The organism is Halochromatium glycolicum (genome assembly GCF_016584085.1).
Classification (GTDB): domain Bacteria; phylum Pseudomonadota; class Gammaproteobacteria; order Chromatiales; family Chromatiaceae; genus Lamprobacter; species Lamprobacter glycolicus.
In genome coordinates this window covers 113,221-139,554 of record NZ_NRSJ01000011.1, presented here as the reverse complement: position 1 = coordinate 139,554, position 26,334 = coordinate 113,221, and the positions used below count along the sequence as shown (strand labels likewise).

General features: G+C 65.6%; 27 protein-coding genes. 10 read left to right on the top strand and 17 right to left on the bottom strand.

Going from position 1 to position 26,334, the window contains the following annotated elements; genetic code table 11:
- The first annotated feature begins 160 nt into the window (after positions 1 to 160).
- From gshB to CKO40_RS08500, 8 genes are all read left to right on the top strand, one after another.
- Positions 161 to 1,126 (top strand): glutathione synthase, encoded by a 966-nt coding sequence (gene gshB, locus CKO40_RS08535; protein ID WP_200345776.1) that lies wholly within the window; start codon positions 161 to 163, stop codon positions 1,124 to 1,126.
- The gene (locus CKO40_RS08530) at positions 1,116 to 2,243 is read left to right on the top strand and encodes an FAD:protein FMN transferase (RefSeq protein ID WP_200345775.1); all 1,128 of its coding nucleotides are present in this window, start codon (positions 1,116 to 1,118) and stop codon (positions 2,241 to 2,243) included. Before gshB ends, CKO40_RS08530 begins: the two co-directional genes overlap by 11 nt.
- Positions 2,244 to 2,389: 146 nt before the next feature.
- Complete coding sequence (locus tag CKO40_RS25135) at positions 2,390 to 3,286, top strand: energy transducer TonB (RefSeq protein WP_338074149.1); 897 nt, start codon at positions 2,390 to 2,392, stop codon at positions 3,284 to 3,286.
- Between the two features lie 75 nt (positions 3,287 to 3,361).
- Entirely contained in the window at positions 3,362 to 3,925 is a 564-nt protein-coding gene (locus CKO40_RS08520) for a YqgE/AlgH family protein (RefSeq protein ID WP_200345774.1), read from the top strand.
- Positions 3,926 to 3,952: 27 nt separating this feature from the next.
- Positions 3,953 to 4,414 (top strand): Holliday junction resolvase RuvX, encoded by a 462-nt coding sequence (ruvX, locus tag CKO40_RS08515; protein ID WP_200345773.1) that lies wholly within the window; start codon positions 3,953 to 3,955, stop codon positions 4,412 to 4,414.
- A complete protein-coding gene (pyrR, locus tag CKO40_RS08510) occupies positions 4,411 to 4,977 on the top strand; it encodes a bifunctional pyr operon transcriptional regulator/uracil phosphoribosyltransferase PyrR (RefSeq protein ID WP_200345772.1) in 567 nt (188 codons plus the stop codon). Before ruvX ends, pyrR begins: the two co-directional genes overlap by 4 nt.
- On the top strand, positions 4,977 to 6,023 hold the full coding sequence (locus tag CKO40_RS08505) for an aspartate carbamoyltransferase catalytic subunit (protein ID WP_200345771.1): 1,047 nt from the start codon (positions 4,977 to 4,979) through the stop codon (positions 6,021 to 6,023). Before pyrR ends, CKO40_RS08505 begins: the two co-directional genes overlap by 1 nt.
- Positions 6,016 to 7,311, top strand: a complete 1,296-nt coding sequence (locus CKO40_RS08500) for a dihydroorotase (RefSeq protein WP_200345770.1) — start codon at positions 6,016 to 6,018, stop codon at positions 7,309 to 7,311. The genes CKO40_RS08505 and CKO40_RS08500 overlap by 8 nt, the downstream gene beginning before the upstream one ends.
- Positions 7,312 to 7,409: 98 nt before the next feature.
- Here CKO40_RS08500 and CKO40_RS08495 read toward each other — a convergent pair whose 3' ends face one another.
- The 17 genes from CKO40_RS08495 to CKO40_RS08415 form a co-directional block, all read right to left on the bottom strand.
- Positions 7,410 to 8,447 carry a type IV pilus twitching motility protein PilT gene (locus tag CKO40_RS08495; RefSeq protein ID WP_200345769.1) on the bottom strand — a complete coding sequence of 346 codons (1,038 nt, stop codon included), beginning with the start codon at positions 8,445 to 8,447 and terminating at the stop codon, positions 7,410 to 7,412.
- A gap of 188 nt (positions 8,448 to 8,635) precedes the next feature.
- Entirely contained in the window at positions 8,636 to 9,178 is a 543-nt protein-coding gene (gene purE, locus CKO40_RS08490; RefSeq protein ID WP_276570798.1) for a 5-(carboxyamino)imidazole ribonucleotide mutase, read from the bottom strand.
- The gene (locus CKO40_RS08485; RefSeq protein WP_200345785.1) at positions 9,175 to 10,326 is read right to left on the bottom strand and encodes a 5-(carboxyamino)imidazole ribonucleotide synthase; all 1,152 of its coding nucleotides are present in this window, start codon (positions 10,324 to 10,326) and stop codon (positions 9,175 to 9,177) included. The genes purE and CKO40_RS08485 overlap by 4 nt, the downstream gene beginning before the upstream one ends.
- A 34-nt stretch (positions 10,327 to 10,360) precedes the next feature.
- A complete protein-coding gene (locus CKO40_RS08480) occupies positions 10,361 to 11,461 on the bottom strand; it encodes a LysR family transcriptional regulator (RefSeq protein WP_242476908.1) in 1,101 nt (366 codons plus the stop codon).
- A gap of 226 nt (positions 11,462 to 11,687) precedes the next feature.
- On the bottom strand, positions 11,688 to 11,945 hold the full coding sequence (locus CKO40_RS08475; protein ID WP_200345767.1) for a hypothetical protein: 258 nt from the start codon (positions 11,943 to 11,945) through the stop codon (positions 11,688 to 11,690).
- 77 nt (positions 11,946 to 12,022) lie between these two features.
- A complete protein-coding gene (locus CKO40_RS08470) occupies positions 12,023 to 12,295 on the bottom strand; it encodes a 4a-hydroxytetrahydrobiopterin dehydratase family protein (RefSeq protein ID WP_200345766.1) in 273 nt (90 codons plus the stop codon).
- Positions 12,295 to 12,768 (bottom strand): ferritin-like domain-containing protein, encoded by a 474-nt coding sequence (locus CKO40_RS08465; RefSeq protein WP_200345765.1) that lies wholly within the window; start codon positions 12,766 to 12,768, stop codon positions 12,295 to 12,297. Before CKO40_RS08465 ends, CKO40_RS08470 begins: the two co-directional genes overlap by 1 nt.
- Before the next feature lie 188 nt (positions 12,769 to 12,956).
- The gene (locus tag CKO40_RS08460; RefSeq protein WP_276570797.1) at positions 12,957 to 13,262 is read right to left on the bottom strand and encodes an alpha-carboxysome major shell protein CsoS1; all 306 of its coding nucleotides are present in this window, start codon (positions 13,260 to 13,262) and stop codon (positions 12,957 to 12,959) included.
- Between the two features lie 164 nt (positions 13,263 to 13,426).
- Entirely contained in the window at positions 13,427 to 13,732 is a 306-nt protein-coding gene (locus tag CKO40_RS08455; protein WP_276570796.1) for an alpha-carboxysome major shell protein CsoS1, read from the bottom strand.
- Between the two features lie 101 nt (positions 13,733 to 13,833).
- A complete protein-coding gene (locus tag CKO40_RS08450; protein WP_200345764.1) occupies positions 13,834 to 14,157 on the bottom strand; it encodes an alpha-carboxysome major shell protein CsoS1 in 324 nt (107 codons plus the stop codon).
- A 77-nt stretch (positions 14,158 to 14,234) separates the two neighbouring features.
- Positions 14,235 to 14,546 carry a carboxysome peptide B gene (locus CKO40_RS08445; RefSeq protein WP_200345763.1) on the bottom strand — a complete coding sequence of 104 codons (312 nt, stop codon included), beginning with the start codon at positions 14,544 to 14,546 and terminating at the stop codon, positions 14,235 to 14,237.
- A gap of 8 nt (positions 14,547 to 14,554) precedes the next feature.
- Positions 14,555 to 14,809 (bottom strand): alpha-carboxysome shell vertex protein CsoS4, encoded by a 255-nt coding sequence (locus CKO40_RS08440; protein ID WP_200345762.1) that lies wholly within the window; start codon positions 14,807 to 14,809, stop codon positions 14,555 to 14,557.
- A 14-nt stretch (positions 14,810 to 14,823) separates the two neighbouring features.
- Complete coding sequence (locus CKO40_RS08435; protein WP_200345761.1) at positions 14,824 to 16,593, bottom strand: carboxysome shell carbonic anhydrase; 1,770 nt, start codon at positions 16,591 to 16,593, stop codon at positions 14,824 to 14,826.
- Between the two features lie 72 nt (positions 16,594 to 16,665).
- Entirely contained in the window at positions 16,666 to 19,155 is a 2,490-nt protein-coding gene (locus CKO40_RS08430; protein WP_200345781.1) for a CsoS2 family carboxysome shell protein, read from the bottom strand.
- 218 nt (positions 19,156 to 19,373) lie between these two features.
- Positions 19,374 to 19,718, bottom strand: a complete 345-nt coding sequence (locus tag CKO40_RS08425) for a ribulose bisphosphate carboxylase small subunit (RefSeq protein ID WP_200345760.1) — start codon at positions 19,716 to 19,718, stop codon at positions 19,374 to 19,376.
- Positions 19,719 to 19,830: 112 nt separating this feature from the next.
- Complete coding sequence (locus tag CKO40_RS08420; protein WP_200345759.1) at positions 19,831 to 21,240, bottom strand: form I ribulose bisphosphate carboxylase large subunit; 1,410 nt, start codon at positions 21,238 to 21,240, stop codon at positions 19,831 to 19,833.
- Positions 21,241 to 21,679: 439 nt separating this feature from the next.
- Positions 21,680 to 23,161, bottom strand: a complete 1,482-nt coding sequence (locus tag CKO40_RS08415; RefSeq protein WP_200345758.1) for a DUF4139 domain-containing protein — start codon at positions 23,159 to 23,161, stop codon at positions 21,680 to 21,682.
- 497 nt (positions 23,162 to 23,658) lie between these two features.
- Between CKO40_RS08415 and CKO40_RS08410 the strand changes: the two genes are divergently transcribed.
- Complete coding sequence (locus tag CKO40_RS08410) at positions 23,659 to 25,221, top strand: cytochrome ubiquinol oxidase subunit I (protein ID WP_200345757.1); 1,563 nt, start codon at positions 23,659 to 23,661, stop codon at positions 25,219 to 25,221.
- Positions 25,218 to 26,228 carry a cytochrome d ubiquinol oxidase subunit II gene (gene cydB / locus CKO40_RS08405; protein WP_200345756.1) on the top strand — a complete coding sequence of 337 codons (1,011 nt, stop codon included), beginning with the start codon at positions 25,218 to 25,220 and terminating at the stop codon, positions 26,226 to 26,228. The genes CKO40_RS08410 and cydB overlap by 4 nt, the downstream gene beginning before the upstream one ends.
- Positions 26,229 to 26,334: the final 106 nt, after the last annotated feature.

Genomic DNA, 26,334 nt, shown 5'->3' with positions numbered 1-26,334 from the left:
CAGGATTGTCGTTTGCCTTCGAGGGGCGTCGCCGGGAGCATAGCCGGGCTATGTGACCGGCGGCGCGACGAAGAAGGCGAGCGAAAAGACCAGCAAGGCGGTATGAGCTTTGACAGAAATCGCCTTAACAGGTGAATGAGGTCTAAGTTAAACTCGGGCGATGAAGCTTAGACTCGGCGTTGTGATGGACCCGATCGGGGCCATCAACATCCTCAAGGACAGCACCTTCGCGATGCTGCTCGCCGCTCAGCAGCGCGGCTGGACCCTCTACTACCTGGAGATCGCCGACCTGTTCCTGGCCCAGGAAAGGGCTCAGGGACGGATGCGCCGGTTGGAGGTCGAGGATGACCCCGCGGGCTGGTTCCAGCTTGGAGCGCCCGAGGCTCAGGACCTAGCGCAGCTCGATGTTCTGCTGATGCGCAAGGACCCGCCTTTCGACATGGAGTACGTCTACGCCACCTACCTGCTCGAGCTTGCTGAAACCGCTGGCTGTCTGGTCGTCAACGCTCCGCGGACCCTTCGTGATGCGAATGAAAAGGCCTTTACTGCCCATTTCCCACAATGCTGCCCCCCGCTGACAATCACCCGCGATGCGACCGTGCTGCGTGCCTTCCTCGAAGAGCAGGAAGAGATCATCCTCAAGCCGTTGGACGGAATGGGCGGACGCTCGATCTTCCGGCTCGCACAGGGTGATCCGAATACCTCGGTGATCATCGAGACGCTCATCGGCGCTAGCCGTGGTCCCGGCCAGCGGTTCTGTATGGCCCAGCGGTTCCTGCCCGAGATCGCCGATGGCGATAAGCGCGTGCTGATCGTCGACGGTGTGCCGGTGCCCTATGTGCTCGCTCGAATCCCGGCCGCCGGCGAGTCGCGTGGCAACCTCGTTGCCGGCGCCCGCGCCGAGGTGCGCCCGATCACTGAGCGCGAGCGTTGGATCGCGGCCCAGGTCGCCCCCGCCCTCCAATCACGTGGGGTGCTCTTCGCCGGTCTCGATGTGATCGGTGACTGGCTCACCGAGATCAATATCACGAGCCCGACCTGCATTCGTGAGATCGACCGGGCGCATGACACGCGCATCGCCGAAGACCTCATGGAAGCGATCGAGACCAGGCTCGGTGCGCGCTAACCGGCCACGCCCTGCCTTTGGCCGGGGCTCCCGAGCGAGACGCCTCTGCACGCGCGGCCTCGCCAGTGCAGCACTGCTGCTCGGTTTGCTCAGCTGCCGCAACACCGAGGTCCCGGTCTATACGACCCAGTTCAATGCCTTCGGCGGCGCCGTCGACCTGAGTATCGTCGGCATCCAGCGCGACCGTGCTGCTACTGCCGCAGAGGCCCTCGAGCGCGACTTCGAGTTCTTCGACCGTGCATTGTTTCGAGATGAGTCCGACCGGATGGTCAGGATCAATGAGGGGCTGGCGGCCGGCGAGCGATTCGCCGCACCGCCGTCACTGATACCGCTGATTGCGCGGACTCAGGATCTGTCAGCACAGAGCGGCGGGCTCTTCGATCCGACGATCGGCCGGCTGACGCACCTCTGGGGAGTGGACGTCGTCCAGCCTGCCGCCCATCGACCACCGGACGACACAGCGATACGCCAGCTGCTCGAGACCGAGCCGAGCATGGCTGACATCGATCTGGACGGGATCGAACTGCACAGTCGGAACCCCGCGGTGCAGTTGGACTTCGACAGCATCGCGTCGGCCTATGCGATGGACGTCGCAATCGATTCCCTGCGCAGGCAGGGCGTGCGCAGCGCGATGATCAACGCTGGCGGCGATGTGCGCGTCATCGGTAACCGGTCCGGGCGTCCCTGGCGTGTCCCGGTCCCGCGCGCGAGCGGTACCGGCGTCCTCGGCATCCTCGATGTCCGCGGCAACGTCAGCCTCTACACCGCAAGCGCCCAACGACGCAACTTCGTCTATCAGGGTGAGGTCTATCATGCCGTGATCGACCCGAGGACCGGCTATCCGGCAACTGCCGCCGCATCCGCGACCGTCCTCTATGAAGGCGATGCACTCACTGCGGCGGGGGCCGCGCATGCGCTGATGATCGCCGGTCCCGAGCAATGGCCCAGCATTGCGGAGCGCATGGGCATCGACTATGCGCTCGTCACCGACCGCGATGGCAACCTCCATTTGTCGCCTGCTATGGACCGTACCCTCAACCTGCTGGACGCCAATACGGAACGCAGCATCCACCCGCTTTCCAAGGAGCAAACGCGGCCAAGCGACCCAAGACGATGACTGCTGGCGTGCGCTTCGGTCCCGTTCCGGCGATGCCGATTGCCGTCCTGATCGCATGCGCCGCCCATGCTATGTTGATCGTCGCTGTCGGGGCGCGATGGCCGGAGCTCGAGGCGCCTTCCGCGAAGGCTCTCGAGATGATGGTCGTGACTCAACCGAGCGTGGATGCGTCAGCCGCGGTCCCCGCAATCGTGACAGCCCAGACCGAGCGGCGCGGCGAGACCGCAGCACGCCTGCCCGAGCTCGCCGGTTCGTCCGCAGAGCCCAACCAGGCTGAAACGACCAGTCACACCGACATAAGCGGTGGCCCGGAGCATCAGTCAACAACACCCGATGAGCAAGCGGCAACCGAGCAGACCAGTGCCCTGAACTCGGCTGCCGACCGCGCCGAGCCAGCTGCCGCCTTAGAACAGCCAGCACAGCCCCAGCAGGCCGCGCCGATCGCCCCGATCACCACCGTATCCGAACCACTTGCGACCCCCGCAGAGGACGCCTTTGAGGCGCCAGACGCGCCTGTGCCTAATCCCGACCCAAACGCTCCACCCCGGGCCATGGCCTCGACCCAACCAGGGCATCGCGCCGATCGGACGATCTCGACTGCAGACATCTTCGCCAGCCGCGATGCCGAAATGACCGATCTTGCCGCACGCATCCAGGAGCAGCGCCAAGCCTACGCCAATCGCACGCGCCGCAAGGCCATCAGCACGGCCACTCGGGAGTACATCTATGCCAATTACATGGAGGCCTGGCGGCGCAAGGTGGAACGGATCGGCAACCTGAACTACCCGCGCGAGGCACGCGAGCTGGGGCTCTTCGGCAGCCTGATCCTCCACGTCGCCGTGCGCTCGGACGGGTCCCTCGAGGGCGTCCGCGTGGTACGCTCGTCAGGGCATGAGGTACTGGACCAAGCGGCGATTCGGATCGTCGAGCTCGCTGCACCCTTTGCACCGTTCCCGCCCAGCATCAAGCGCGAGGCGGATGTGCTCGACATCACCCGGACCTGGCAGTTCCAGCGCAATCACCAACTCGGGTGGAACAACTAAGGCCCACGACCAAGCGATTGCGCGGCGTCATTGCCGCGGGTTGCCAGGCCGCCGACCCGGCTGGATACTATCATCATGACGAGCGCGACTTCGCTAACCAATCACTTCCTGATCGCGATGCCGGGTCTGCAGGACCCGAATTTTTCGCGCACGGTCACCTACGTCTGTGAGCACTCGGAAGAGGGTGCCATGGGCATCATCATCAACCGGCCCATGGAGATCCAGCTCGGCGAGGTGCTCGAGCAGCTGGAGATCGAAGCCGAGAGCAGCGAGATCAACCAGGCGCCGGTCTATCTCGGCGGCCCGGTCCAGACCGACCGCGGCTTCGTGATCCACGACGGCGATCTGAGCTTCGACTCAACGCTGAAGGTGACCTCCGACATCCGCGTAACAACATCCCGCGACGTGCTCGAGGCGATCGCCAGCGGCCGCGGCCCGTCTAACCGCCTCATCGCGCTCGGCTACGCCGGCTGGTCCGGGGGACAGCTCGAGCAGGAATTGATCGCCAACGCCTGGCTCAGCGGCCCAGCTGATTCGGAGATCCTGTTCGCTAAGCCGTCCGCCGAGCGCTGGCAGGCCGCGGCCAAGCTCCTCGGCGTCGACCTCAACCTGCTCAGCGGCGAAGCGGGTCACGCTTGAGGTAGCGGAGAAGGCAGCAGCAGCCAGGTGGCGACCTTGCTCGGCTTCGATTTTGGCCCCCGCAAGATCGGTGTCGCCGTCGGCCAAACCCTGACCGCAACGGCAACGGCGCTTGAGACCATCCGGGCACAGGGCCAGCGGCCAGACTGGAAGCGCATCGAGACCATCATCCGGGAATGGCAGCCGAGCGCAGTGGTCCTCGGCCTTCCGTTCAACATGGATGGGAGCGAGGAGGACTGGAGCGGGTCCGTGCGTCGGTTCGCCCGCCAGCTGCAAGGCCGCTTCGGGCTTGAGGTCCACCTGGTCGACGAGCGCCTGAGCAGTCTCGAGGCGCGCAGACAGCTTGGAGTCGGTCGCGACAAACTGGATAACCGGGTCGACGCTCATGCAGCCAAACTGATCCTCGAGACCTGGCTGGCCGACCAAGCAGCCGCTGCATCAACGGGCGGCCCACCCTCCGGTCCATCCCAAGGCAAGAATGATCCATGACGACGATGCATACCTGGCAATCGACCGAAGAGGTCGAGGCCGCAATCGCAAAGATGGCCGACAAGCTCGGCTCCTTGTTGGCCGAACGCACGATCGACCGGCCGCTGATGGTCGGCATCCATAGCGGCGGCGTCTGGGTCGCAGAGCGGCTGCACCACCGGCTCGGTCTGCAAGAGCCGCTCGGGCAGCTCGATATCTCGTTCTATCGCGATGATTTCACCCGCATCGGCACCCATCCGCAGGTCCGCCCATCCGACCTGCCAGTGCCGGTGGACGACCGCCATATCGTCCTGATCGATGATGTGCTGCAGACCGGGCGCACCATCCGTGCTGCACTTAACGTCCTGTTCGACTATGGGCGGCCGGCCTCGGTCGTGCTTGCAATCCTTGCCTGCCGCGACGGGCGCGAGCTACCGATCGAGCCCAACGTCGTCGGCCTCGACGCCCAGCTGGAGCCGGGGGAGCAAATCAAGCTCAGTGGACCTGACCCGCTGACGCTGCGCCGCGGGCGAGTCGATCCGGACCCACCTCAATCCGGTGGTGAGCATCCCGAGGCCGATTGATGGACCCAAGGCATCTGCAATTGGACGATGAGGGCCGGCTCAAGCACTTCCTGACAATCGATGGCCTCGACCGCGCCCTGCTCACCGAGATCCTCGATCGCGCCGAGGGCTTCCTCGGTGTCGCCCGCCAAGCGGTCAAGAAGGTGCCGCTGTGCCGTGGCAAGATCATCGCCAATGTGTTCTTCGAGAACAGCACCCGCACCCGCACCACCTTCGAACTCGCGGCCAAGCGGCTCTCGGCCGATGTGCTCAATGTCAACATCAGCACCTCGGCGACCTCCAAGGGTGAGACCCTGCTGGACACCTTGCGCAACCTCGAGGCGATGCACGTCGACATGTTCGTCGTCCGCCATGCCGACAGCGGCGCGGCGCAGTTCATCGCCGAGCACGCGGCCCCGTTCGTCAGCGTCATCAATGCCGGTGACGGCAGCTACGCCCACCCGACCCAAGGCATGCTGGACATGTTCACGATCCGCCGGCACAAGCGCCGCTTCGAGGGCCTCACTGCAGTGATCGTTGGGGATATCCTTCACTCACGGGTCGCGCGCTCTCAGATCGGGGCACTGCGCACCCTGGGTGCGGCCGAGGTACGGGTCGTCGGTCCGCGCACCCTGATCCCGGCCGACGCCGAAGAGGCACTAGGCGTACGGGTGTTTCAGGATCTGCGCGAAGGTCTGCACGAGGCCGACGTGATCATCCTGCTGCGGCTGCAGCGCGAACGGATGAATGGCGCCTTCCTGCCCAGCGAGCATGAGTTCTTCCACCTGTTCGGCCTGACCGAACAGCGTATCGACGGCGCCAAGCCGGACGCGATCGTGATGCATCCGGGGCCGATCAACCGCGGTGTCGAGATGGAATCCGGCATCGCCGACGGCCCGCGGTCGGTGATCCTGGAACAGGTCAGCAATGGGCTCGCGGTGCGGATGGCGGTGATGTCGATGTGCATCGGGACCCAGAACCTTGCAATGGCCAGCGCTTCTCGCTCCGCGCAGCCCGATCAGGATGCCACGGCGGACCTGTTAGCGCAGGAGTTGGAGCGTGGCTGAGCGCAGATTGAGCCTCCGCAACGGACGCGTCCTTGACCCCGCTAGCGGACTGGATCAGCTCATGGACCTCCACCTGAGCGACGGCCGAATCGTTGCACTCGGCCCACCGCCGACAGGCTTCAGCCCGGAGCAGGTGATCGATGCGGACGGTCTGATCGTCTGTCCGGGCCTGGTCGATCTCTGTGCGCGGCTGCGCGAGCCGGGTCTCGAGCACAAGGGCACCATCGCCAGCGAGACGCGTGCCGCAGCAGCGGGCGGCATCACGACGCTCTGCTGTCCCCCGGATACCGATCCGGTCGCCGACACGCCAGCCGTTGCGCAGCTGATCCGTCGCCGTGCCAAGACCCGGGGATTCGCCCGGGTGCTGCCGGTCGGAGCGCTGACCAAAGGCCTCGCTGGTCAGCAGATCACCGAGATGGCGGCCTTGAAAGAGGCCGGTTGTCCCGTCGTCGGTCATGGCGACAAGCCGATCCGCAATACTCGGGTCCAGCGTCGAGCGCTCGAGTATGCGGCCACCTTCGGGCTCACGAGCTTCCTGCATCCGGCCGACCACGACCTCAGCGAGGGCGGACTTGCACACGAGGGGCGGGTCAGCACGCAGCTCGGTCTACCGGGCATCCCGGAGGCCGCTGAAACGGTGGCCGTCGCGCGTGATCTCGCGCTCGCCGAGCAGACCGGCGCCCGTGTCCACTTCCGCGGCCTCTCGACCGGGCGGGCCACGGAGATGCTCGCCGAGGCACGCGAGCGTGGGATCGCGGCCAGCGCCGATGTCAGTGTCCATCAGCTCTTTCTGACAGAGGAGCATCTCTACGGCTTCGACGCGAACGCCCATCTGGTCCCGCCGCTGAGGACTGCCCGGGACCGCGACGTGCTCCGCGAGGCCGTCGCAAGCGGCGCGATCTCGGCGATCTGTTCAGACCATCGGCCGCATGAGCCGGACGCGAAGCTCGCGCCATTTCCACAGACCCGCCCTGGTATCTCGGCCCTGGAGACACTGCTCGCACTGGTGCTGGAACTGGCCCGGGATCACGTGATGGACCTCGGCACCGCATTGGCCAGGGTGACCTGCAATCCGGCCGCAATCCTGAATCGATGCATCGGACAGATCGCAGTCGGCGCCCGCGCCGACCTGTGCGTATTCGATTTGAACGAACGTTGGCGGCCAGGCCCAGAGAACTGGCTCAGCCGCGGCCAGAACACACCGTTCTTCGGCCGTGAGATGCAAGGACGCGTCCGCTATACGCTGGCGAGCGGTCGCCTCGTCTATGACGCTCGAAACGGCGGTTGACCGCTGCCCAGATCCGGTAACAGCTTCGATTGACTCGGGCTCTGAAGCCGCCTGATGCTCGCCTGTTGATGCCGGCCGCTAGGGGGCCGAGATCCAGCTCAGTCGAAGCTTTCCTTGTTTTGGGCCTTGCTGCGCGCATCGGTCTTCGAGATCAGGCCGCGTTTGAGCAGGTCAGCGAGATTCTGATCGAGTGTCTGCATCCCATGCGCCTGGCCGGTCTGGATCGATGAGTACATCTGCGCAATCTTGTCCTCGCGGATCAGGTTCCGGATCGCCGGGGTGCCGATCATGATCTCGTGTGCGGCGATACGCCCGCCCCCGGTCTTCTTCAGTAGTGCCTGGGAAACGACCGAACGCAGGGATTCCGAGAGCATCGAGCGGACCATGGTCTTCTCTGCCGCCGGAAAGACGTCGACGATCCGGTCGATCGTCTTTGCAGCGGAGCTCGTATGCAGGGTCCCGAACACCAGGTGACCGGTCTCAGCGGCGGTGAGCGCGAGCCGGATGGTCTCGAGATCGCGCATCTCACCGACCAGGATGATGTCCGGGTCCTGGCGCAATGCCGAGCGCAGGGCCTCGCTGAAACCGAGCGTGTCACGGTGCACCTCGCGCTGATTCACAAGGCAGCGTCTGCTGAGATGGACGAACTCGATCGGGTCTTCGATCGTCAGGATATGCGCATGCTCGCGGTCATTCAGATAGTCGATCATCGCAGCAAGCGTGGTCGACTTCCCGGAGCCGGTCGGCCCGGTCACCAGGACCAGCCCACGCGCCACATCGACGATGCGCTTGAAGATCTCGGGAGCCTGGAGATCATCGAGGGTCAGCACCTGCGACGGGATGGTCCGGAACACCGCCGCGGCGCCGCGCTTCTGGTTGAAGGCATTGACACGAAAACGGGCGATGCCCGGGATCTCGAACGAGAAGTCAGTCTCGAGGAACTCCTCGTAGTCCTTGCGCTGCTTGTCGTTCATGATGTCGTAGATCAGCGCATGCACGGATTTGTGCTCGAGCGGCGGCAGGTTGATCCGGCGCATGTCGCCATCGACCCGGATCATCGGCGGCAAGCCAGCCGACAGATGCAGGTCCGACGCGTTGTTCTTGACGCCAAAGGCGAGCAGCTCGGCGATATCCATCGGGTTCCCCTTCAAGGCCCAGGACCACTGCGGTAGCTGGTGGCCCCCGGGTTGGCTGACTTTCAGGCTGTGCGCTCGCCTTCCAGGTCGCGGACACCCGCATGGTGCCTCGCCTCTGCGCGCCGGGCTCGGATGAGCGCCCGAGGCGGTAGGCGCCACGACGCGCCATCGCGTGTCCGTTCAGAGGATCATCGGCTCTTGGCCGCTCGCACCGTCTCGGCGGTGATCTCACCGGCCTCCAGCCGCTCCACCTTTTTCAGCACCTCGGCCTCCAACGCCTCCTTGAAGACCCGGATGCGCTCTCGGATGACCAGATCGGTCACGCCGAGGATCTGGGCCGCAAGCAGCCCGGCATTGCGGGCACCATTGATCGCAACCGTCGCGACCGGAACACCTGCGGGCATCTGCACGATCGACAGCAGCGAGTCCTGACCGGACATCGCCGAGGTCTTCACCGGGACGCCAATCACCGGCAGCGGGGTGATCGCTGCAACCATACCCGGGAGGTGCGCCGCGCCGCCGGCGCCGGCGATGATCACCTTGAGACCACGGTCGGCAGCCTCTTCGGCATAGCTGTACAACCGCCTCGGTGTCCGATGCGCCGAGACGATACTCAGCTCATAGGACACCTGAAGCTCCTCGAGCACATCGGCAGCGGCCTGCATCACCGGCAGATCCGAATCACTTCCCATGATTACACCAACCTGAGGCTGGGAACCGACACTGCTCAAGGGTTTTGACCTCCAATCGCGAGCAGCGCGCGCACCTGCTCTGCCTTCTCGCGCGCGCGATCGATATCAGCGTCGAGCACGGTCACGTGCCCCATCTTTCGAAACGGTCTTGTCTGGGCCTTGCCATAGAAATGGACCGAGACCCCCGGGATCGCGAGCGCCGCGCGCAGCCCCTGGATCACCGGTGCCCCGGAGGCGCCCGGTGCGCCCAGCAGATTGATCATAGCAGCGGGCAGCATCTGATCGGTCACGCCGAGCGGCAGCCCAGTGATCGCACGCAAGTGCTGCTCGAACTGATCGGTGATACAGGCCTCGATCGTATAGTGACCGGAGTTGTGCGTCCGCGGCGCGACCTCGTTGATCAACAGCTTGCCGTCGACGGTCAGGAACATCTCGATGCCGAAGATACCGACCCCACCAAGAGCGGTCACCGCCTCGGTTGCCAAGCGCCGTGCCGCTGCCGCGGTCTGCGGTTCAATCCTGGCCGGTGCGAGCAGCATGTCCAAGATATTCTCGCCGGGCCGGAAGCACATCTCGACCGGGGCATAGCTGCGTACCTCGCCATCCTGCCCGCGCACCACGATCACGGCGAGCTCCTTCTCGGCCGGAACGAAGCGCTCGAGCAACGATGGGACCGGCAGCACCTGCCCGGCATCGGCGGCCGACTTCATCACCACGACACCGCGGCCGTCGTAGCCGCCACGGCGCGCCTTCTGCACCAATGGGTAGCCAAAGTCGGCGAGCTGCTCGGTATCGACCTGATCGGCAGCAATGAAATCGGCTGTCGGGATGCCGAGCCTCGTCAGCAACCGCTTCTGGCGGAGCTTGTCCTGGATATCGGCGAGCAGCTCGCAGGACGGCAGGATGTGGTGCCCCTTCGCAGCGATCTCGGCAAGGATTGCGACATCGATATCCTCGATATCGAAGGTAATCACGTCGACCTGCTCGGCGAGCTCGAGCAGCGCCTGCGGATCATGGGAGTCGGCGACGATCTGCTGGCCGGAGACCTGCCCGGCCGGCGAACCAGGGGTCGGGTCGACTACGATACAGCTACAGCCGAGTTGTTTTGCCGCCTTGACCAACATGCGCCCCAGCTGGCCGCCGCCGATGATCCCAACACGGGCGACTGGAAACGGATAGCGGTCCAATGCAGTCGATGCTGCGGCCATCGTGCGACGCCTCTTAGGTGGAGTGCGATCGCGCGCTGAGCCGATCGCGCATGCCATCGAAGTTGGCCTCGGCCTCAGCCAGCCGGGCACGGATCTCCGGCTCGTAGTCGATCGCGAAATTGAGGAAGGTGCGAGCCACCAACGATAGCTCACGTCCCTTCGAGTAGACCAGATGCCAGCGCCGCATGATCGGAAAGCCCTCGACATCGAGCAGCGCCAAGCGGCCGCCACCGCTCTCGAGCGTCAACGAATGCAGCGACAACGCGGCGATACCCAGGCCGCCGACAATCGCACGCTTGATCGCCTCGTTGCTGCCGAGCTGCATCCGCACTCGGGGCGTTAGCCCCGCAGCAGCGAAGTGCGCGAGCACCGCATCGCGGATGCCCGAGCCCGATTCGCGCAGGATGAAGCTCTCCTCAGCGAGCGCTTGCAGCGGGATCGACCGTTCACCAGCAAGCGGATGCTCGGCGCTTGCGACAATCACCAATGGATTCGGCGCGAACGGGATGGTCTCGATCTGGTCGTTCGCTTCCCGCGGCTGCCCCATCACGTAGAGATCGTCATCATGGCCCATCAACCGCTCGAGGATGTGCTCGCGGTTGGTGACCTTGAGTGACACATCGATGCCCGGATAGACGCGGCAAAACGCGCCCAGAATCTCGGGGGCGACATACTTGGCCGTCGTGAGCACACCGAGACGCAGACGGCCGCGCTTGAGACCTTTCAGATCGGCGAGCTTGATCTCGAGGTTAGAGAGGGTGCTCAGGATGTCGCGGCAGGCCGCGTGAACCTCACGGCCGGCGTCGGTTGGCTCGATGGTACGACCGACATGACGGAACAACGGGGCACCGATCGCCTCGGACAGCTTCTTGATCTGCATCGAGACAGTCGGCTGCGTCAGGAAGAGCTCTTCGGCCGCTCGCGTAAAGCTCCCCAGGCGGACGATCGCCTCGAGCAACTGCAGCTGTCGCAGTGTCGTGTGCCGAATCAGGTAATCGGAGCCGTTGCCGCCAGACTGGGTGCGCGCTTCGGCCGCATCGGGGGCGGCATCCTGCGGCATCGCACTGTGTCGACTGCTACCCGCGGGCACACCCTTCGGCTTACGCCCGACCATCGATCGACACCCTCAGGCCGGTTGGCTCGACGACCGGATCGGTGCTGCCATTCATCGTCGGACGCACGAACACCCTGTCGCGTCAGACCCGCTGCACCGATGCTTAGGCAGACAGGCTAGCTGAAAGCGGTCGTCATGAACAACGCTCGACCGAGACAACAGCTTCACGAAAGGATGAGGTCCAGGCCGAAGACCGGCTGGCCCTTGGCATCTGGGCATCGCTCGGTCAATCAGGCCAGATGCGTTGCCCGCTTTGATACGGATCATCGCCCAATGAGGGGTTCTGCGCACGGGCTTGACTCGCGAGCGCCGGCTCGCCAAAGCCCGAGGTGGATGCCCCGGACGCGCCTTGCGCCCGACCGCGGCGCGCCGACGACGCAGCGCGGGCACCGGTCTTCTTGCGGGTCGAAGCAGCACCGCTGCCCGATGAAGCGCCGGGGGCAGCGGCGTCATTCGATGCCGTCAGGGTCTTTTCTTCGCTCATTGTTCATCCTCCAACGCCTATCGGTATTGCCTAAGCCCTCGTCCGCAACGGAGCCTCACCGTATCCGAACCGATGCATCAAGCGGCCGGCCCAGCGAGCAAGTCATCGACCCGTTGCGCGAAATCCTCGTGCTCGCGACCGAGCGTTTCGCCATCCTCGTCGGCGAACAGGGTCAAATTCACATAGGTTCGGCCAAAGCTCAAGTTCGGATAGAGCCCGGTTTCCTCTGACAGGGCTGCGACCTTGTCTAGGAACTCCCGCAATGCCTCGTACTCATCGAACTCGACCCGGCGCTCCAACCGCAATGGTCGAGCGCGTTCACGCCAAGGATGTCCACCGGTCTCGGTCATCAGAAATAGGCACGCTCATCAGGCCGAGCACGGGGGACGCCCAGCGCCTCAAGCCAGGTCTCGATCTCAGCGGCGTGATGCAGCTCGTCCTGAAGCAGCCCGTTGAAGAACTCGCCGTTCTCATGATCGCCAATGCGGCGACAAAACCGGGTCGCCTCGTCATAGAGCGCCACGATCTCCGCCTCGAGTACCTGATCCTGGCGCAGCAGATCGACCAGGCTCCGTGCGACACCGGCTGGCCGTAGCTGCGATGCATTCGGCGAGACGCCTAACCCCAGCATGCGCTTGACGAGACGCTCCGCATGCTGCATCTCCTCGACCGTCTCGCGGCGGAAGCGGTCGGCTGCCTCCTTGAGCCCCCAGGCCTCGGCCAGCGCAGCCTGAGTCATGTACTGCTGAACGGCCGAGTACTCGAGGCTCAAGGCGCGGCCGAGATAACCCAGCGTGCGGGGATGAACGGTTGCGTGACGCATGCGATGCGTGGATTTCCAGTACGTCTCGATTTGCCTTCATCGTGCAGACCGCCGCGGGTACCCGCGCTCGGGTTCTCAGCGGTCGGCCAAGCTGACATCGCCGGTGCCCGCAGCCGAATTGACCCCGGCGCGGGGACCACGCGCTGACTTCGATGCACCGATGCCCTGCGGTTGCCAGACCCCGTCGTTTAATCGCTCGCTTGGCGACCGGTCGGCAGCACCGGCTCCACCTCGCGGTGTGGGCGGGCGATGATATGAGCGGCGACCAGCCCATCACCGACGCGCTCGCACGCATCGGCCCCAGCGCGCACGGCCGCATTGACCGCACCGGTCTCGCCGCGCACCAGCACGGTGACATAACCGCCGCCGACGAACTCCCGCCCGATCATCCGCACCTCAGCCGCCTTGGTCATCGCGTCGGCTGCCTCAATGGCCGGCACCAGGCCGCGCGTCTCGATCATCCCGAGGGCAATGCCCATCGTCTCGTTTGCCATGGAACTTCTCCCAGTGTTGACGCGCCGGGTCCCGACGGCCCGCTTCGCGATCTTGCTCAGTCTTACTCAAGGCCGACCGCTGCCTAGACCAGAAATCCTCCAGCCGAGTCAGCGGACGCCGCCCTGGGCCTCGCGCTTCAAAGGCTTGCGCTCGCCTCGCCCAATCAGTCGGACGAGCTGCTACCGGTCGGCAGCACCGGCTCCACCTCGCGGTGCGGGCGGGCGATGATGTGGGCAGCGACCAGACCGTCACCAACGCGCTCGCAGGCATCGGCTCCAGCGCGCACAGCCGCATTGACCGCACCGGTCTCACCGCGCACGAGCACGGTGACATAACCGCCACCGACGAACTCACGGCCGATCATGCGCACCTCGGCCGCCTTCGTCATCGCATCGGCCGCCTCGATTGCCGGCACCAAGCCGCGCGTCTCGATCATGCCAAGTGCAATACCCATGGTCTCGTTCGCCATCTGTCTTTCTCCGTCTGTCTACAGTCTTGGATTTGTGGTGTGCTCGAAGGCCCTATCGCAGAGGACAGGGCGCTCCGTCACCTTCATCGAAGCCGGGAAGCTCAGCGCCCAGGCTGCCCGGGCTTGAAGCCGTCACCCGTGTTTTCCAGCACCGGCTCCACCTCGCGATGCGGGCGGGCGATGATATGCGCCGCGACCAAGCCGTCGCCGACGCGCTCACAGGCATCGGCACCAGCCCGCACGGCGGCATTCACAGCGCCGGTCTCACCGCGCACCAGCACGGTCACATAACCGCCACCGACGAACTCGCGGCCGATCAGCCGCACCTCAGCGGCCTTGGTCATCGCATCCGCAGCCTCGATCGCCGGCACCAGACCACGGGTCTCGATCATGCCGAGCGCAATGCCAACTCTTTCGCCTGCCATTTTGTGTCTTCTCCGTCAAAGACCTGATGCCGCGTTGGTCGCGGTCCGAATCGATTCAAACGAACCCCTGTCCGGCCCTAGGCAGCCTTGTCGCGCGGCGTTGCGGGCGACGCGCTGCTGCTGGCCTCCGGCTTGGCCACCGTCTCCGGCGCCCAAGCGTCGATGATCCCGCCGATGGTCAGATCGGTCATGATGTTCGGGTCGCCCATCGCGTAGCGCCCGGCAGACCCGCTGACCGTGAACACCCAGTTGCCAGGGCGCGTCCCGACCGGATCGGTCGCCACCAGCAGCTTGCCCTTCTTGTCCTTGAGGATGCGCAGGCTGCAATGGCGCAGCCCCTCGATGCGCTCGGTGCAGTACAGCGTCCCGACGACCTGATTGATCTCCATGCCGCACCTCAGTGCTCAGCGTCCGGGTCCCAATCGTCGATGATGCCGACGATGGTCAGATCGCTCGGGTAGGCCTTGCTGCCGGCGGCCTCGCGCGCCGCGGAGCTGCCGACGCAGATGACCCAGTCGTCCGGCTTGCAGCCGACCGCATCGACCGCCACCAGCTGCGAGCTGCCGTCCTGCACCACCTGCAGATGCTTGTGCTCGAACTCCGGGATGCGGTAGGTCGAGACCAACGGCTTGAGGACCTTGCAAATCTTCATCGGGCTCTGGCGCCTCAGTGACCGCCGCTGGCGGCAGGATCGAGCGACGAGCCGACGATCTCGATCGGCGCGGCGGCATCACAATCACGCACCGCGCGCAGGCAATGCAGCATGCCGTCGGCGCAGAGCTGCGGGTAACGCGCCTTCAGGGCGGCGGCGATGCGCTCGCAGTGCTCGACCGCGCGCTCACGCGCGCCCGGCACGCCGCCGTGATAGTCGTAGCGGACGATGATCGGCACCGGCAGCCCGCGATTGACATTGAGCCCGGTGAAGATCTTGATCCCGACATCGAGATCGGCAGCGCCCTCCTCGACCGTGCTCAGGTAGGCGAAATAGGTCAGGTTCCGCAGCTGGATCTCCTCGAAGCCGATGCCGGCGCCGATGAACCGCTCAGCATGGCCGATGTCGGCGTAGCCGCCGCCGTGATACTGGCGGACGTAGTCGATCTGCGAGAGGTTGCGCTCGATCAGGCCGCCGATCAGACGCACCATCCCGTCCGGCAGGGCGTCCCCGGCGGCCTTGCCCGGCGCATGCGCACGCACCAGCTCGGCGATGCGGGTGCGCGCCTGGGCCGGCGTCATCCCGCGGGTGATCTCGTAGACCTTGGCCGCATCGAGCCAATGCTCGAGGTCGCAGTAGCCGTCGGCGTCCGGCACATGCACCCGGATCGCATCGGTATCGGTATCCAGGCCGACCAGCAGCAGATCGACCGAGGCGCCGCAGCAGAAGCTGTTCTCGATCGCCTGGCGAAACGCCTTCAGGCGCTCCAGTCCGGCGCGCGCGGCGGCGGCATCATCGGAGCCGTGCGCGGCGCAGCCCTGGTGGGCCGGATCGACCGAGCTGCCGTGGTACATCACCACCTTCAGATAGCGGGTCGGCGCGTCGGCGGTATTCGGGAGGCCCTCGCGGAAGCGCATCAGCTCGGTCTCGACCCACTTCTCGACCGTGTTCTCGATATCGAACAGCGAGCCGGCGTAGGACTTGCGGCGCACCCGGCCATAGGGCAGGCGTAGCACATAGCTGATCGCATGCGCCAGCCGGCCGTCGGCGCAGGGGGTGACATCCATCAGATGGAAACCGCACTCGAGCAGGAACTGCTCGAACGCCTCACCGCCGCGCCCGCCGAGCGGATCGGCGGTGAAGAAGGCATCACTCATCCGGTGATAGGTCTTGAACACGCAGGCGGCGAACAGCCGGCGCATGTCGAGCCCGGTGATCCAAGCCGTGTCGAGGATCTCATCGGGCAGATCGAAACCGAGCTCGGCTCGGGCGATCTGCTGCGCCCGATCGACGAAGTCCGGCTCGCAACGCTCGGCGGCGATGCGTTGCAGCACCGGCACCAGATTGTCGAACGCATGCTTGACCGAGGACTCATACTCATGCAACTGCGCATTCGCGGCCGCGTCGGTCAGCGGGTGCAAGCCCGAGCCCGCCCCGAGGGCGGGCGCAGACACGGCCTCGGCCGGCGCGGGCTGGCCGAAGCCGAGGCTCGGACGCGCCACCTTGGCCGCCTGCTTGACCGCGGCACGCCCCGGCGGTGTCGGCCGCGGTGGACGGGTCGGCCTTGTCGGCCCCCGGCCGGCCGCTGCCGGACGCTCGGCACTCCGAGTCGTTGCGCGCCCAGAGACCGCCGGACTGGCCTTATCCGCTGCAGCGGCAGCATCGCGTTCCAGCTTCGGCGTCGGCGAAGCGGGCGCGGTGGCCGGTTGCGGCGCAGGCGTCACGCTGCGCGGGCCGGGACCCAGGCTACGCGAACGGGGCGATTTGAGGTTGCGCAGTGGCATGAGAGGAAGCGATCGAACTCAGCGTGTCGGTTCAACAATGGCGAGCGGTCGAGTCATGACGCAGCCGGGCGATCAGCCCCGCGCGCCCCCTGAGTAGGTGATCAAGGCGCCGCGGTCAGTACTGCCGGCACTCCCGGTGACGCGGCTGGTCGGCGCTGGCGTCTCCTCGTTGCGCTTAGTCTCGACCGGCGGCATCGCGCTCATCGGTCCGGGGCGGGTGGGGTTGCGACGTCGTGCCGAGCTACCCTCGGTGCCGGTGACGCGCTCACCACGCTCCCAATCATCACCGGTGATCTTCGATCCAGCCGTCTGGCCTTCGCCAGTAACGCGCCAGCGCTCTGCCGGGGTAGACTGCACCGCGGATTCGCCACCGCCCGTCACGCTCGCCTGATTGAGGCTGTCGCCGGTGGGCTGAGGCGTCAGCAGGTCCGGCCGCGCCCGCTTCGCATCGAAGCGAAACTGCTCGGTGCCGGTGATCTTGCCCGTGCCCATCCCGAACGGACCGGTGATGTGCTGGTTCGTCTCGTAGCTGGTGCCGGTCACCCCGCTGGCCCGATGCTCCTCGAATGCGGCCCGCGCCGGTGAGGTGACACTGAAGCCTTGCCCGATTGCCTCGTCGAGGGGCCGCGGGAAATCGGCCTGACCCGGCTCAGCGGCATTGCTGGTCTCGGCGCCACAGGCGCTGGCGTACTGATCGGCGCCGATATAGGGCGTGCCGGTCAGCGGCTCGCAGGCCCCCTTATCGGCCCCCGTCATCACCCCGCCGATCCCAGGTTGGATGCCGCTCATGCGCGGGCCCGGCGTGGCCGCCATCACCGGGGTGCGCGCCTTGATCTCGTGCTGCTGGTTCGGGGCACAGTAATCCGCGGCCTGCTCGAGCCCGGCGTAGGGCGTGCCAGTCACGGCCTTACAGGTACCCGGCTCATCGCCGGTGACCCTGCGCGAGCGGCCGGTCTGGGTGCCCGAGACGCGATGGCCCTTGTTCGTGTTCGAGTAGCCGACCTTGGGCGGCTCGGGCTGCGGTTTGGTCTCGCAGAACTGCTCGTATTGGGACAGGTCGACGTACTCGTCGCCGGTGATCGCGCGGCAGCTGCCGGGTTCATCGCCGGTGACCGCCGCCGAGCGACCGACCCGGGTGCCGGTGACACTGCCCCCGGACAGGGTAACCGAGGTGCCGACCTTCGGCGGCACCGAGCGATCCGAAGGGATCTCGGAGGCGGCCGTGTACTGGGTGCCGGTCGGCACCACGCCCGCGCCTTGCTCGTCACCCGTCACCTTGGGCGAGTGCCCGACCAGGGTCCCGGAGAGCCCATGCCCGTGCAACGTTTGGGTCACGCCCGTCTCGCGCGGCTCCGGCGCCGGCTGCGTGTTGCAATAGGTCGCGTACTGCTCCGGCGACAGGTACTGGGTCCCGGTCACGTTCTTGCAGGTACCCGGCTCGTCGCCTGTGACCCGCGGGGAGCGGCCGACCTCGTTACCGGAGACCTGGTTGCCGTAGCCCGTATGACTGACACCAATCTTATTGATCGAGGGTGAGGGCTCGCTCTGGCAGAACTCGCGGAAGATGTCGGCGCCCATGTACTCGGTGCCGGTGATCGTGCGGCAGGTGCTCGGCTCGTCACCGGTAGTCTTCTCGCTGCGGCCGACGCGCGTGCCGGTGACCGATTGCCCGTGTGTGGTCTCGCTGACGCCGACCTTCCACGGCTGATCCGCGGCGGCCCCGGTGCGCGAGCGCCGCATGCGGCCGGACGGTGGCGACTTGCGCTCACCAGCGCCCCCGTTAGTGCTGCGCTGCGCTCGAACCTGCTGCGCGAGCTCGCGCCCGCTGAGCTTCGGGTTCGCCTGACGGGCGATGCCGGCAACCGAGCTCGGGACATTGGTCGCATTCTTGCCGCGGCCGCTCAGCGCTGCGCGGCGCGCCTGAGCGACGGCGCGGCCGGCGGGCTTGACCGCCAGCGCCGGGTTCGGCTTGCGGTTGCGATTGCTTGTCGCGGACCCGTTGCCGTTACCGTTTCCGCCGAGGCTCGCGGTCGGCGTCGGCAGAGACAACGATGGCGCGCCCCCGGTGCCGAGGTTCGCATTGTTGGCCCGGGCCTGCTTGCATTGGCCGCCACACTGGCACTCGCCCTTGCCCGGCTCGTTGGTCTTGGCCGGTGCCGAGCGCGCGCCCGATTGGTCCGCGCGCGGATCACGTACACGATCCGTGCTGCGCTGTGCACGCCGGCCATCACGCGCCAGCTTCGCCCGGCGCTGGCGGGCCAGCTCGCGGCTCGACTGCGAGGGGCTCGGCGGCGCGACTTGGCGGCGAGGCGCGGCGGCCGATGGTGACAGATCCAGGCTCGGCCTTGCTCCCTGAGACTGAGACGGCGCGGCCGGCGTCGGCGCTTGGGCTGGCGACGATGCTGCGCTCGACGGCTGCGGCTTCGAGCGCGGCAACCGCTGGGCGCGGGTGCGCTCGGTCGTCGTCTGCGCCAGCCCCTGCTTGCCCTGGGTCGACAGGGCACGCCGGCGGGCCAGGGCCGCCTCGCGGCCACTCGATCTCAGGTTCGCTTTGCTTGCCATGGGTAATTCCGTGGGGCTCTCGGATTGGCTGTCCGGCGGCAACACATGCGCGGACAGCTCTGGATAGTGCATCGCTTGCCGATCCCCGGCACCCGCCAAGTGCTGAAAGATCGGGAAGGCGTAGATCGACATCGTCGACGCCTGCCCTTCACTGAGCACCGGCTCACGGGCTCGGCACCCGGACCCGGCTCAACGCAGGGCAGAGGTCAGCTCACGATTCAGCCGCGGCCTTGGAAGACGACGAAGGCCGACCCTTGGCTCTGCGTGTAGTTGTCGTATCCGGTCAAGCGAACGTGATGATCCGGATAGGACCGATGACAGGCCTCGAGCTCGGCAGCGACGTTACCCAACTCCTGCTCACCGAAGAACGGCAGCTTCCACATCGTCCAATAGTCGTCCATGGTCTTGGACGGATGGACATGCTCGATCGCGGGCGTCCAGCCCTGCGCGATGATGTACGCGATCTGGTCGTAGATCTCCTGCTGCGAGAGCGGCGGCAAGAAGCCGAAGGTCTCCAGCGTCTGCTTGGTCTGGTAGTCGCCCATGGTGGATTGCAAGGACATGGCGAGTGCTCCTGATTAGTGCGTATCGGTCGTATGTGGCTAAGGCGGGCCGAGGCGATCGCGACCGGGGCCGAACGCACCAGGCGCTCCGATGCCCCGGGGCGTCAGCCGATCAAGCGTCGAGCTTGTCGACGGTCTCGAACTCGAACTTGATCTCCTTCCAGGTCTCCATCGCGATGGCCAGCTCGGGGCTGTGCTGGGCGGCCTCGCTGAGGATGTCACGGGCCTCCTTCTCGATCTCGCGGCCCTCGTTGCGGGCCTTGACCGAGGCCTCCACGGCGACACGGTTGGCGGCTGCACCGGCCGCGTTGCCCCACGGATGGCCCTGGGTACCGCCGCCGAACTGCAGGCAGGAATCGTCGCCGAAGATGGTCACCAGGGCCGGCATGTGCCAGACGTGGATTCCTCCCGATGCGACGGCCAGGACGCCCGGCATCGAACCCCAGTCCTGATCGAAGAAGACACCGCGCGAACGGTCTTCCGGCACGAAGGACTCGCGCAGTTGGTCTACGAAGCCGAGCGTCGAGGCGCGATCGCCTTCGAGCTTACCGACGACGGTACCGGTGTGCAGGTGGTCGCCGCCCGACAGGCGAAGACACTTGGCCAGCACGCGGAAGTGGATGCCGTGCTTCGGATGACGGTCGATGACCGCGTGCATCGCGCGGTGGATGTGCAGCAGCATGCCGTTCTCGCGGCACCAGTTGGCCAGGCCGGTGTTGGCCGTGAAGCCGCCGGTCAGGAAATCGTGCATGATGATCGGCGAGCCCACCTCCTTGGCGAACTCGGCGCGCTTGTACATTTCTTCCGGCGTCGAGGCGGTGACGTTCAGGTAGTGTCCCTTGCGCTCACCGGTCTCCTGCTGCGCCTTCTGGATCGCCTCGCCGACGAACTCGAAACGATCACGCCAGCGCATGAACGGCTGAGAGTTGACGTTCTCGTCGTCTTTGGTCAGGTCCAGACCGCCGCGGAGGCACTCGTAGACCGCACGGCCGTAGTTTTTCGCCGAGAGGCCCAACTTGGGCTTGATGGTGGCGCCGAGCAGAGGCCGACCGTACTTGTTGAGCTTGTCGCGCTCGACTTGGATTCCCGACGGTGGGCCGCCGCAGGTCTTGATGTAGGCGATCGGGAAGCGGATGTCTTCCAGGCGCAGATGCTTGAGCGCCTTGAAACCGAACACGTTACCGACCAACGACGTCAGCACGTTGACGACCGAGCCTTCCTCGAACAGATCGATCGGGTAGGCAACGAACGCGTAGAACGACTCGTTATCGCCCGGCACGTCCTCGATGCGATAGGCGCGGCCCTTGTAGTACTCGAGGTCGGTCAGCAGCTCCGACCAAACGGTGGACCAAGTACCGGTCGAGGATTCAGCGGCGACGGCGGCGGCAACCTCTTCACGCGGGACGCCGGGCTGCCCGGTGACCTTGAAACAGGCCAGCAGGTCAGTGTCCAGCGGGACATAGTCGGGGGTCCAGTACATGTCCCGGTATTCTTTTACACCGGCGTCGTACTTCTTGCTCATGCTCAGCTCCTGTGGGTCTGTTCTGCGTCTGCGTCGCTTGATCCGGGTTGCCTTAACTCGGGATCCTGCTGGGAAGGCTCGGCAACTGCCGCTGAAAACCTGATAACCATACGCCGCACGTAGTCTTAACCTGAAATCAATTGTTTCGATCGACCAGATCGATTTCAGTCTATGCTGAGAGCAGCCGGCGGCGCCGTTTTAGTGCGCCCGGGACATTAAACGAGCCGCAACGGTGCAGCAATAGCTGCTATTGAGCGGCGCTCGTCGCATTGACCCAGATCAAATAACCGCGTAGTCGATAGGGAACGTCGCCGACCGCTGCTGTGCCCGCTATGACGCGCGTCATCAGGCCGTAGCAGCATTTCCCGACCGGCATGCCGCGAGTCGCTCGGTGCTTCCGATCTGGACTGGGCCAGCCTGGGCCAGCAGCAAAAGGGCTTCAGAAGCGCACTCGGACCCGGTAGCTCAACCGGGTCTCGCCCTCGGCTGGCACCTCTAGGTCCCATATCGCTGTATTGGCATTGCCCTGCTCATGGGGGGCGCTCTCGTCGAGCATCGTCCAGTCGCCCGGGATGCGCTCCTGCACGGTCAACTGTTGGGCCTCGGGCTTGGCGTTCTTGATCCGGATCGCGTAGGCCCCTTCGAACTGGTACTTCCAGGGTCCGCTGCCGGAGAGCTTGGTGAACTCGGTCTGCTGGCGCTCAGCCGTCACATCGAAGGATTGCCCGAGCTTCAGCCGCAGCGACTCGTTCTTGGGCGTATGGTCGATCCGGTCCTCGCCGATGAACTGCAGATTGCCCTCGCTGTCGCGCTGGTAGATGCGCACGATACCCGCGGGCAACGGCAATCCGAGGTTCGACGCCTCGTCGTTGGTCGCATTCAGATACACACTGACATCGAGGTCCTGCCAGAGCTCACCGCGCGGCTCGCGGTAGGCGCGCTGATCGCCCTGCACGATCAGCTCCTTGTCGACGACGACATCGGCTGCATCGAGCAATGCCACCTGCTTGGTCTGGTTGTCAGCGATCGTGGTCGGGTGCGACAGGGTGTAGAGGTGGTATTCGAACAGGCCCTCCTCGCGCATGTTCGGTGTCGGCTGCGCGGCACGCGTCGCCATCGCCTCGTACTGCGGCTGACGCATGTCCTCCTCGACCTGATTCACATCACCAGCGACCAGCTGCAGCTGGGCGTCGCGGTAACTGCTGCCGCTGCGATTCTCGAGCGTGACCCAGCCGGCCAGGTCCAGCCGGTCTTGTCCCGGCGCGAGTTCGCCGACATAGTCCGCCTTCCAGCTCAGGCCGCGGCTCAGATAGCTGAGTTCGAGCAGGCGCTCGCCACTCTCGTCGCTGTCGAGGGCCAGCACCAGGGTCGGGCGGTCACGCAGGTTCGGCGGGATATCTCGATAGACGATGCGGCCAGGGGTCTGGCCGGAGCCGAAGGTCTCGATCCGGTCCCCGACGCGCAAGACCACGCCGTCGCTGGCAGCGAGCACGACGGCCGGCTCCTCGGTCTCCTCACCGGTGGTCGGGTGCCTGGTGACTAGGCCAACCTCGCGCCCGACATATTTCTCCAGCAATGCGCCCGGGGTCAGCAGGTCGAAGTCGAAATTCTGCTCGATCAGGCTCGGCGGGATGCCCTCGATGGTCCGCAGCAACGCGGTCTCGGGGCGGATCTGAGCGCTGACGTCGCGGAAGGCCAGCTCGGTGCGCCCGGCCGGCAGGGTCACGCGGCGGCTGTCCTTGATCAGTGCCAGATCGTCGTTGTAGATCGTGACCGCCACCGCGGCCTGATCCTCGAGTGTGCTCCGTTGCTTACTCGCTTGCGACAACGCAGCCGCATCCATCGCGGTCTCGGCCATCAGCCCCTCCAACGGGATCGCACACAGCAGTAGCGCCGACGCAGCGGCTAGGACAGTCCTCATCGCCTGATCCTCATGGTTCTTGGTCACGCAGGACATCCAGGGAGTCCGGCTTGATCCGCCCGGCCTGGGAAACGGGCGCGGCCAGGATACGTGATCAGCAGCCCAGAAGTGCAACTCCTGCGAAAGCCAGGCAGTCAAAACGGCCCAGCAGCAGTCGTCAAGTCGTCGTTGCTTCCATCGGCCTCTTCGAGGCAGTTCGGTTCGGCATCGAGGCCCGAAAGCGACGCGCCGCTTCTCTTACTGCCGACAAGAATACTTGGACAAGGGCATCGCACTGCCTACCCAAGCCTAATCGACCGGCCGGATCGAGCAACCCGTCGAGAAGATCGCCGCGACGCAAGAATCGATGACAGCGATTGTGTTCAGGCGCGCGGCCAGCATGTCCATCGAGAGAAAGTCAACGGCAACGACTTGAGCCGCTCCGTTCGCCTAGAAAGGTCTTCGCCGAGGCGCTCGGCGGGCGCTCGGCGGCTGGCGGAAGCACTGAGGATCAAGCGATGGATTTCGACCCGATCACCCTGTCGCGGCTACAGTTCGCGTTCACGGTCTCGTTCCACATCATCTTCCCGGCGTTCACGATCGGGCTCGCGGCCTGGCTGGCAACGCTGGAGGGTCTGTCGCTGGCCACCGGCCGCCCGGTGTTCCGCCGTCTATTCGACTTCTGGCTCAAGGTGTTCGCGGTCGCGTTCGGGCTCGGTGTCGTCTCAGGGCTGGTGATGGCGTTCCAGTTCGGTACCAACTGGAGCGAGCTCTCGACCCAGGCCGGGCCGATCCAAGGGCCGCTGCTGGCCTATGAGTCCTTCACCGCGTTCTTGCTCGAGGCGACCTTCTTCGGCGTGCTCTTGTTCGGCCGCGAGAGGGTGCCGCGCTGGGCCTACTTCGTCTCGACGCTGATGGTCGCGCTCGGCACAACCTTCTCGGCGTTCTGGATCATGGCCAACAACACCTGGATGCAGGTACCAGTCGGCTATGAACTGGTTGACGGGCGCTTCGCACCGCACGATTGGGCCGAGATCCTGCTCGATCCGGTACTCTGGGTGCGCTTTCCGCATATGCTGCTCGGGGCCTACCTAACCACCGCCTTCTGCGTCGCCGCGACAGGCGCCTGGTACCTGTTGCGTAACCGGCACGCGGCAGAGGCGCGGGTGATGCTCCGAATGGGGCTCGGCATCGCTGCGGTGCTGACGCCGGTGCAGATCGGCTATGGTCACTCTAACGGCGAGTACACCGCCGAGCACCAGCCGGGGAAGTTTACGACTATCGAGGGCCGCTGGCAGACCGAGCAACCGGCTCGCCTCGTGCTCATCGCCTGGCCCGACAGCGCCAACGAGCGCAATGCCTTCGAGATCGCGCTGCCGTTCCTCGGCAGCTTGGTGGCTCAAGGCAACCTCAGCAGCGAAGAGCCCGGCATCGTCACCGTGCCAACCGACGAGCGGCCGCCGTTCCTGATCCCGTTCTATGCGTTCAGGATCATGGTCGGCCTCGGCCTGATGATGCTCGTGATCTCTTGGAGCGGGCTCTGGCTGATGCTGCAGGGCCGATTGCATCCGCCTGCGGCGAGCGCCAAGGCGACAACGTTTGGATCGGGCGATCCACGCCAGACGGAGGCCTCCGTCAGCAACCTGCCGCGCTGGTTCTTGTGGTCGACCTTCCTTGCTTGGCCCAGTGGATTCGTCGCGGTGCTCACCGGCTGGCTCACCGCCGAGGTCGGCCGCCAACCGTGGGTGATCCACGGGCTCATGCGCACCGCCAATGCGGTGACGCCGAGCCTCTCCAGCGGCGCGGCGCTGACGTCGCTCTTAGCCTATCTATTGGTCTACACGTTAATCTTCTCGGCCGGCACACTCTACTTGCACCGGCTGCTGCGCGAGGGCCCCGGAGACGAGCGACCGGACCCGAGTAGCACCGAGACCGGCAACGAGCGCACACCGCGTCGCGAACTGGCGCCTGGTCGACCGCTGGCGGTGGGCGGCCCCGACCCAGGGCTTGGCAGCCAGCATCCGGCACCCGAGCGGTCCAGCGACGATCTCAGCCCCGGCACCTATGGAGGCACCGCATGATCGAGCAGCTCCCGTTCTCGCTGCCCCTGTTCTGGGCTGGCGTGCTTGCCTTCTCGATCCTGGTCTATGTCCTGCTCGACGGGTTCGATCTCGGCATCGGCATCCTGTTCGGGCTCAACCGCAATGAAGCGCACCGTCAGCAGATGATGGGCTCGATCGCACCGGTCTGGGACGGCAACGAGACCTGGCTGATCATCGTCGGCACGGTATTGTTCGGTGCCTTCCCGATGGTCTATGCGATCTTTCTCTCGGCCTTCTATCTTCCAGTCGCCCTGCTGCTGGTTGCTTTGATCCTGCGCGGCGTTGCCTTCGAGTTTCGCTATAAGGATCACCGTCACCGCTGGCTCTGGGACCTCGGCTTCATCGCTGGCTCGGTCGTTGCCGCGTTCGTGCAGGGCGCTGCGATCGGAGCGATGGTCGCCGGGATCGCCGTGGAGGATGGCCGCTTCGCCGGCGGGCCGTTCGACTGGGTTGCGCCCTTCCCGATCCTCTGCGGCATCGGCCTGGTGCTCGGCTACAGCCTGCTCGGCGCCGGTTGGCTGGTGCTCAAGACCACTGGTCGCCTGCGCGACTGGGCCTACCGGTTGCTACCAAGGCTGATGTGGGGCGTGATTGCGTTTGTTGCAGCCGCGCTCCTGCTCACCTTGATCGACAACTTTCGCGTCGTCGATCGCTGGCTTGCGCAGCCCTGGCTTCTCGGCTTTCCGTTACTCGCCAGCGCCGCCGCCTGGGGCCTATTCCGCGGTGCCGAGGCGCGGCGCGATTGGCAGCCTTGGCTGATGGCCTCGGTACTCTTCGTTACAGCCTTCGCGATGCTCGCCGGCAGCTTCTGGCCCTGGATCCTGCCCTACCACCTGACCTTCGATGAGGCCGCAGCGCCGGAAGCCAGTTTGAGCTTTCTATTCTACGGGGTCGGACTGGTCGTGCTACCGGTGATCCTGGTCTATACGGGGGTGGTCTACTGGATCTTTCGCGGCAAGGTGTCGCCTGAAACGAGCTACCATTGATCATCCCACCAAGTCGGCACGATCAGCGACGGCCTTCCAGTCAGTCGAGCCTCAGGGCTGGCCTACGATCACGGCAGCACCCCAATCCGGAGAACGAAGTAATCGC

Coding starts and splice junctions, on each gene's coding strand:
- gshB (WP_200345776.1), top strand. CDS start 161: ATGAAGCTTAGACTCGGCGTTGTGATGGACCCGATCGGGGCCATCAAC.
- CKO40_RS08520 (WP_200345774.1), top strand. CDS start 3,362: ATGACGAGCGCGACTTCGCTAACCAATCACTTCCTGATCGCGATGCCG.
- pyrR (WP_200345772.1), top strand. CDS start 4,411: ATGACGACGATGCATACCTGGCAATCGACCGAAGAGGTCGAGGCCGCA.
- CKO40_RS08505 (WP_200345771.1), top strand. CDS start 4,977: ATGGACCCAAGGCATCTGCAATTGGACGATGAGGGCCGGCTCAAGCAC.
- CKO40_RS08495 (WP_200345769.1), bottom strand. CDS start 8,447: ATGGATATCGCCGAGCTGCTCGCCTTTGGCGTCAAGAACAACGCGTCG.
- CKO40_RS08480 (WP_242476908.1), bottom strand. CDS start 11,461: ATGGTCGGGCGTAAGCCGAAGGGTGTGCCCGCGGGTAGCAGTCGACAC.
- CKO40_RS08475 (WP_200345767.1), bottom strand. CDS start 11,945: ATGAGCGAAGAAAAGACCCTGACGGCATCGAATGACGCCGCTGCCCCC.
- CKO40_RS08470 (WP_200345766.1), bottom strand. CDS start 12,295: ATGACCGAGACCGGTGGACATCCTTGGCGTGAACGCGCTCGACCATTG.
- CKO40_RS08465 (WP_200345765.1), bottom strand. CDS start 12,768: ATGCGTCACGCAACCGTTCATCCCCGCACGCTGGGTTATCTCGGCCGC.
- CKO40_RS08460 (WP_276570797.1), bottom strand. CDS start 13,262: ATGGCAAACGAGACGATGGGCATTGCCCTCGGGATGATCGAGACGCGC.
- CKO40_RS08455 (WP_276570796.1), bottom strand. CDS start 13,732: ATGGCGAACGAGACCATGGGTATTGCACTTGGCATGATCGAGACGCGC.
- CKO40_RS08450 (WP_200345764.1), bottom strand. CDS start 14,157: ATGGCAGGCGAAAGAGTTGGCATTGCGCTCGGCATGATCGAGACCCGT.
- CKO40_RS08445 (WP_200345763.1), bottom strand. CDS start 14,546: ATGGAGATCAATCAGGTCGTCGGGACGCTGTACTGCACCGAGCGCATC.
- CKO40_RS08440 (WP_200345762.1), bottom strand. CDS start 14,809: ATGAAGATTTGCAAGGTCCTCAAGCCGTTGGTCTCGACCTACCGCATC.
- CKO40_RS08435 (WP_200345761.1), bottom strand. CDS start 16,593: ATGCCACTGCGCAACCTCAAATCGCCCCGTTCGCGTAGCCTGGGTCCC.
- CKO40_RS08430 (WP_200345781.1), bottom strand. CDS start 19,155: ATGGCAAGCAAAGCGAACCTGAGATCGAGTGGCCGCGAGGCGGCCCTG.
- CKO40_RS08425 (WP_200345760.1), bottom strand. CDS start 19,718: ATGTCCTTGCAATCCACCATGGGCGACTACCAGACCAAGCAGACGCTG.
- CKO40_RS08420 (WP_200345759.1), bottom strand. CDS start 21,240: ATGAGCAAGAAGTACGACGCCGGTGTAAAAGAATACCGGGACATGTAC.
- CKO40_RS08415 (WP_200345758.1), bottom strand. CDS start 23,161: ATGAGGACTGTCCTAGCCGCTGCGTCGGCGCTACTGCTGTGTGCGATC.
- CKO40_RS08410 (WP_200345757.1), top strand. CDS start 23,659: ATGGATTTCGACCCGATCACCCTGTCGCGGCTACAGTTCGCGTTCACG.
- cydB (WP_200345756.1), top strand. CDS start 25,218: ATGATCGAGCAGCTCCCGTTCTCGCTGCCCCTGTTCTGGGCTGGCGTG.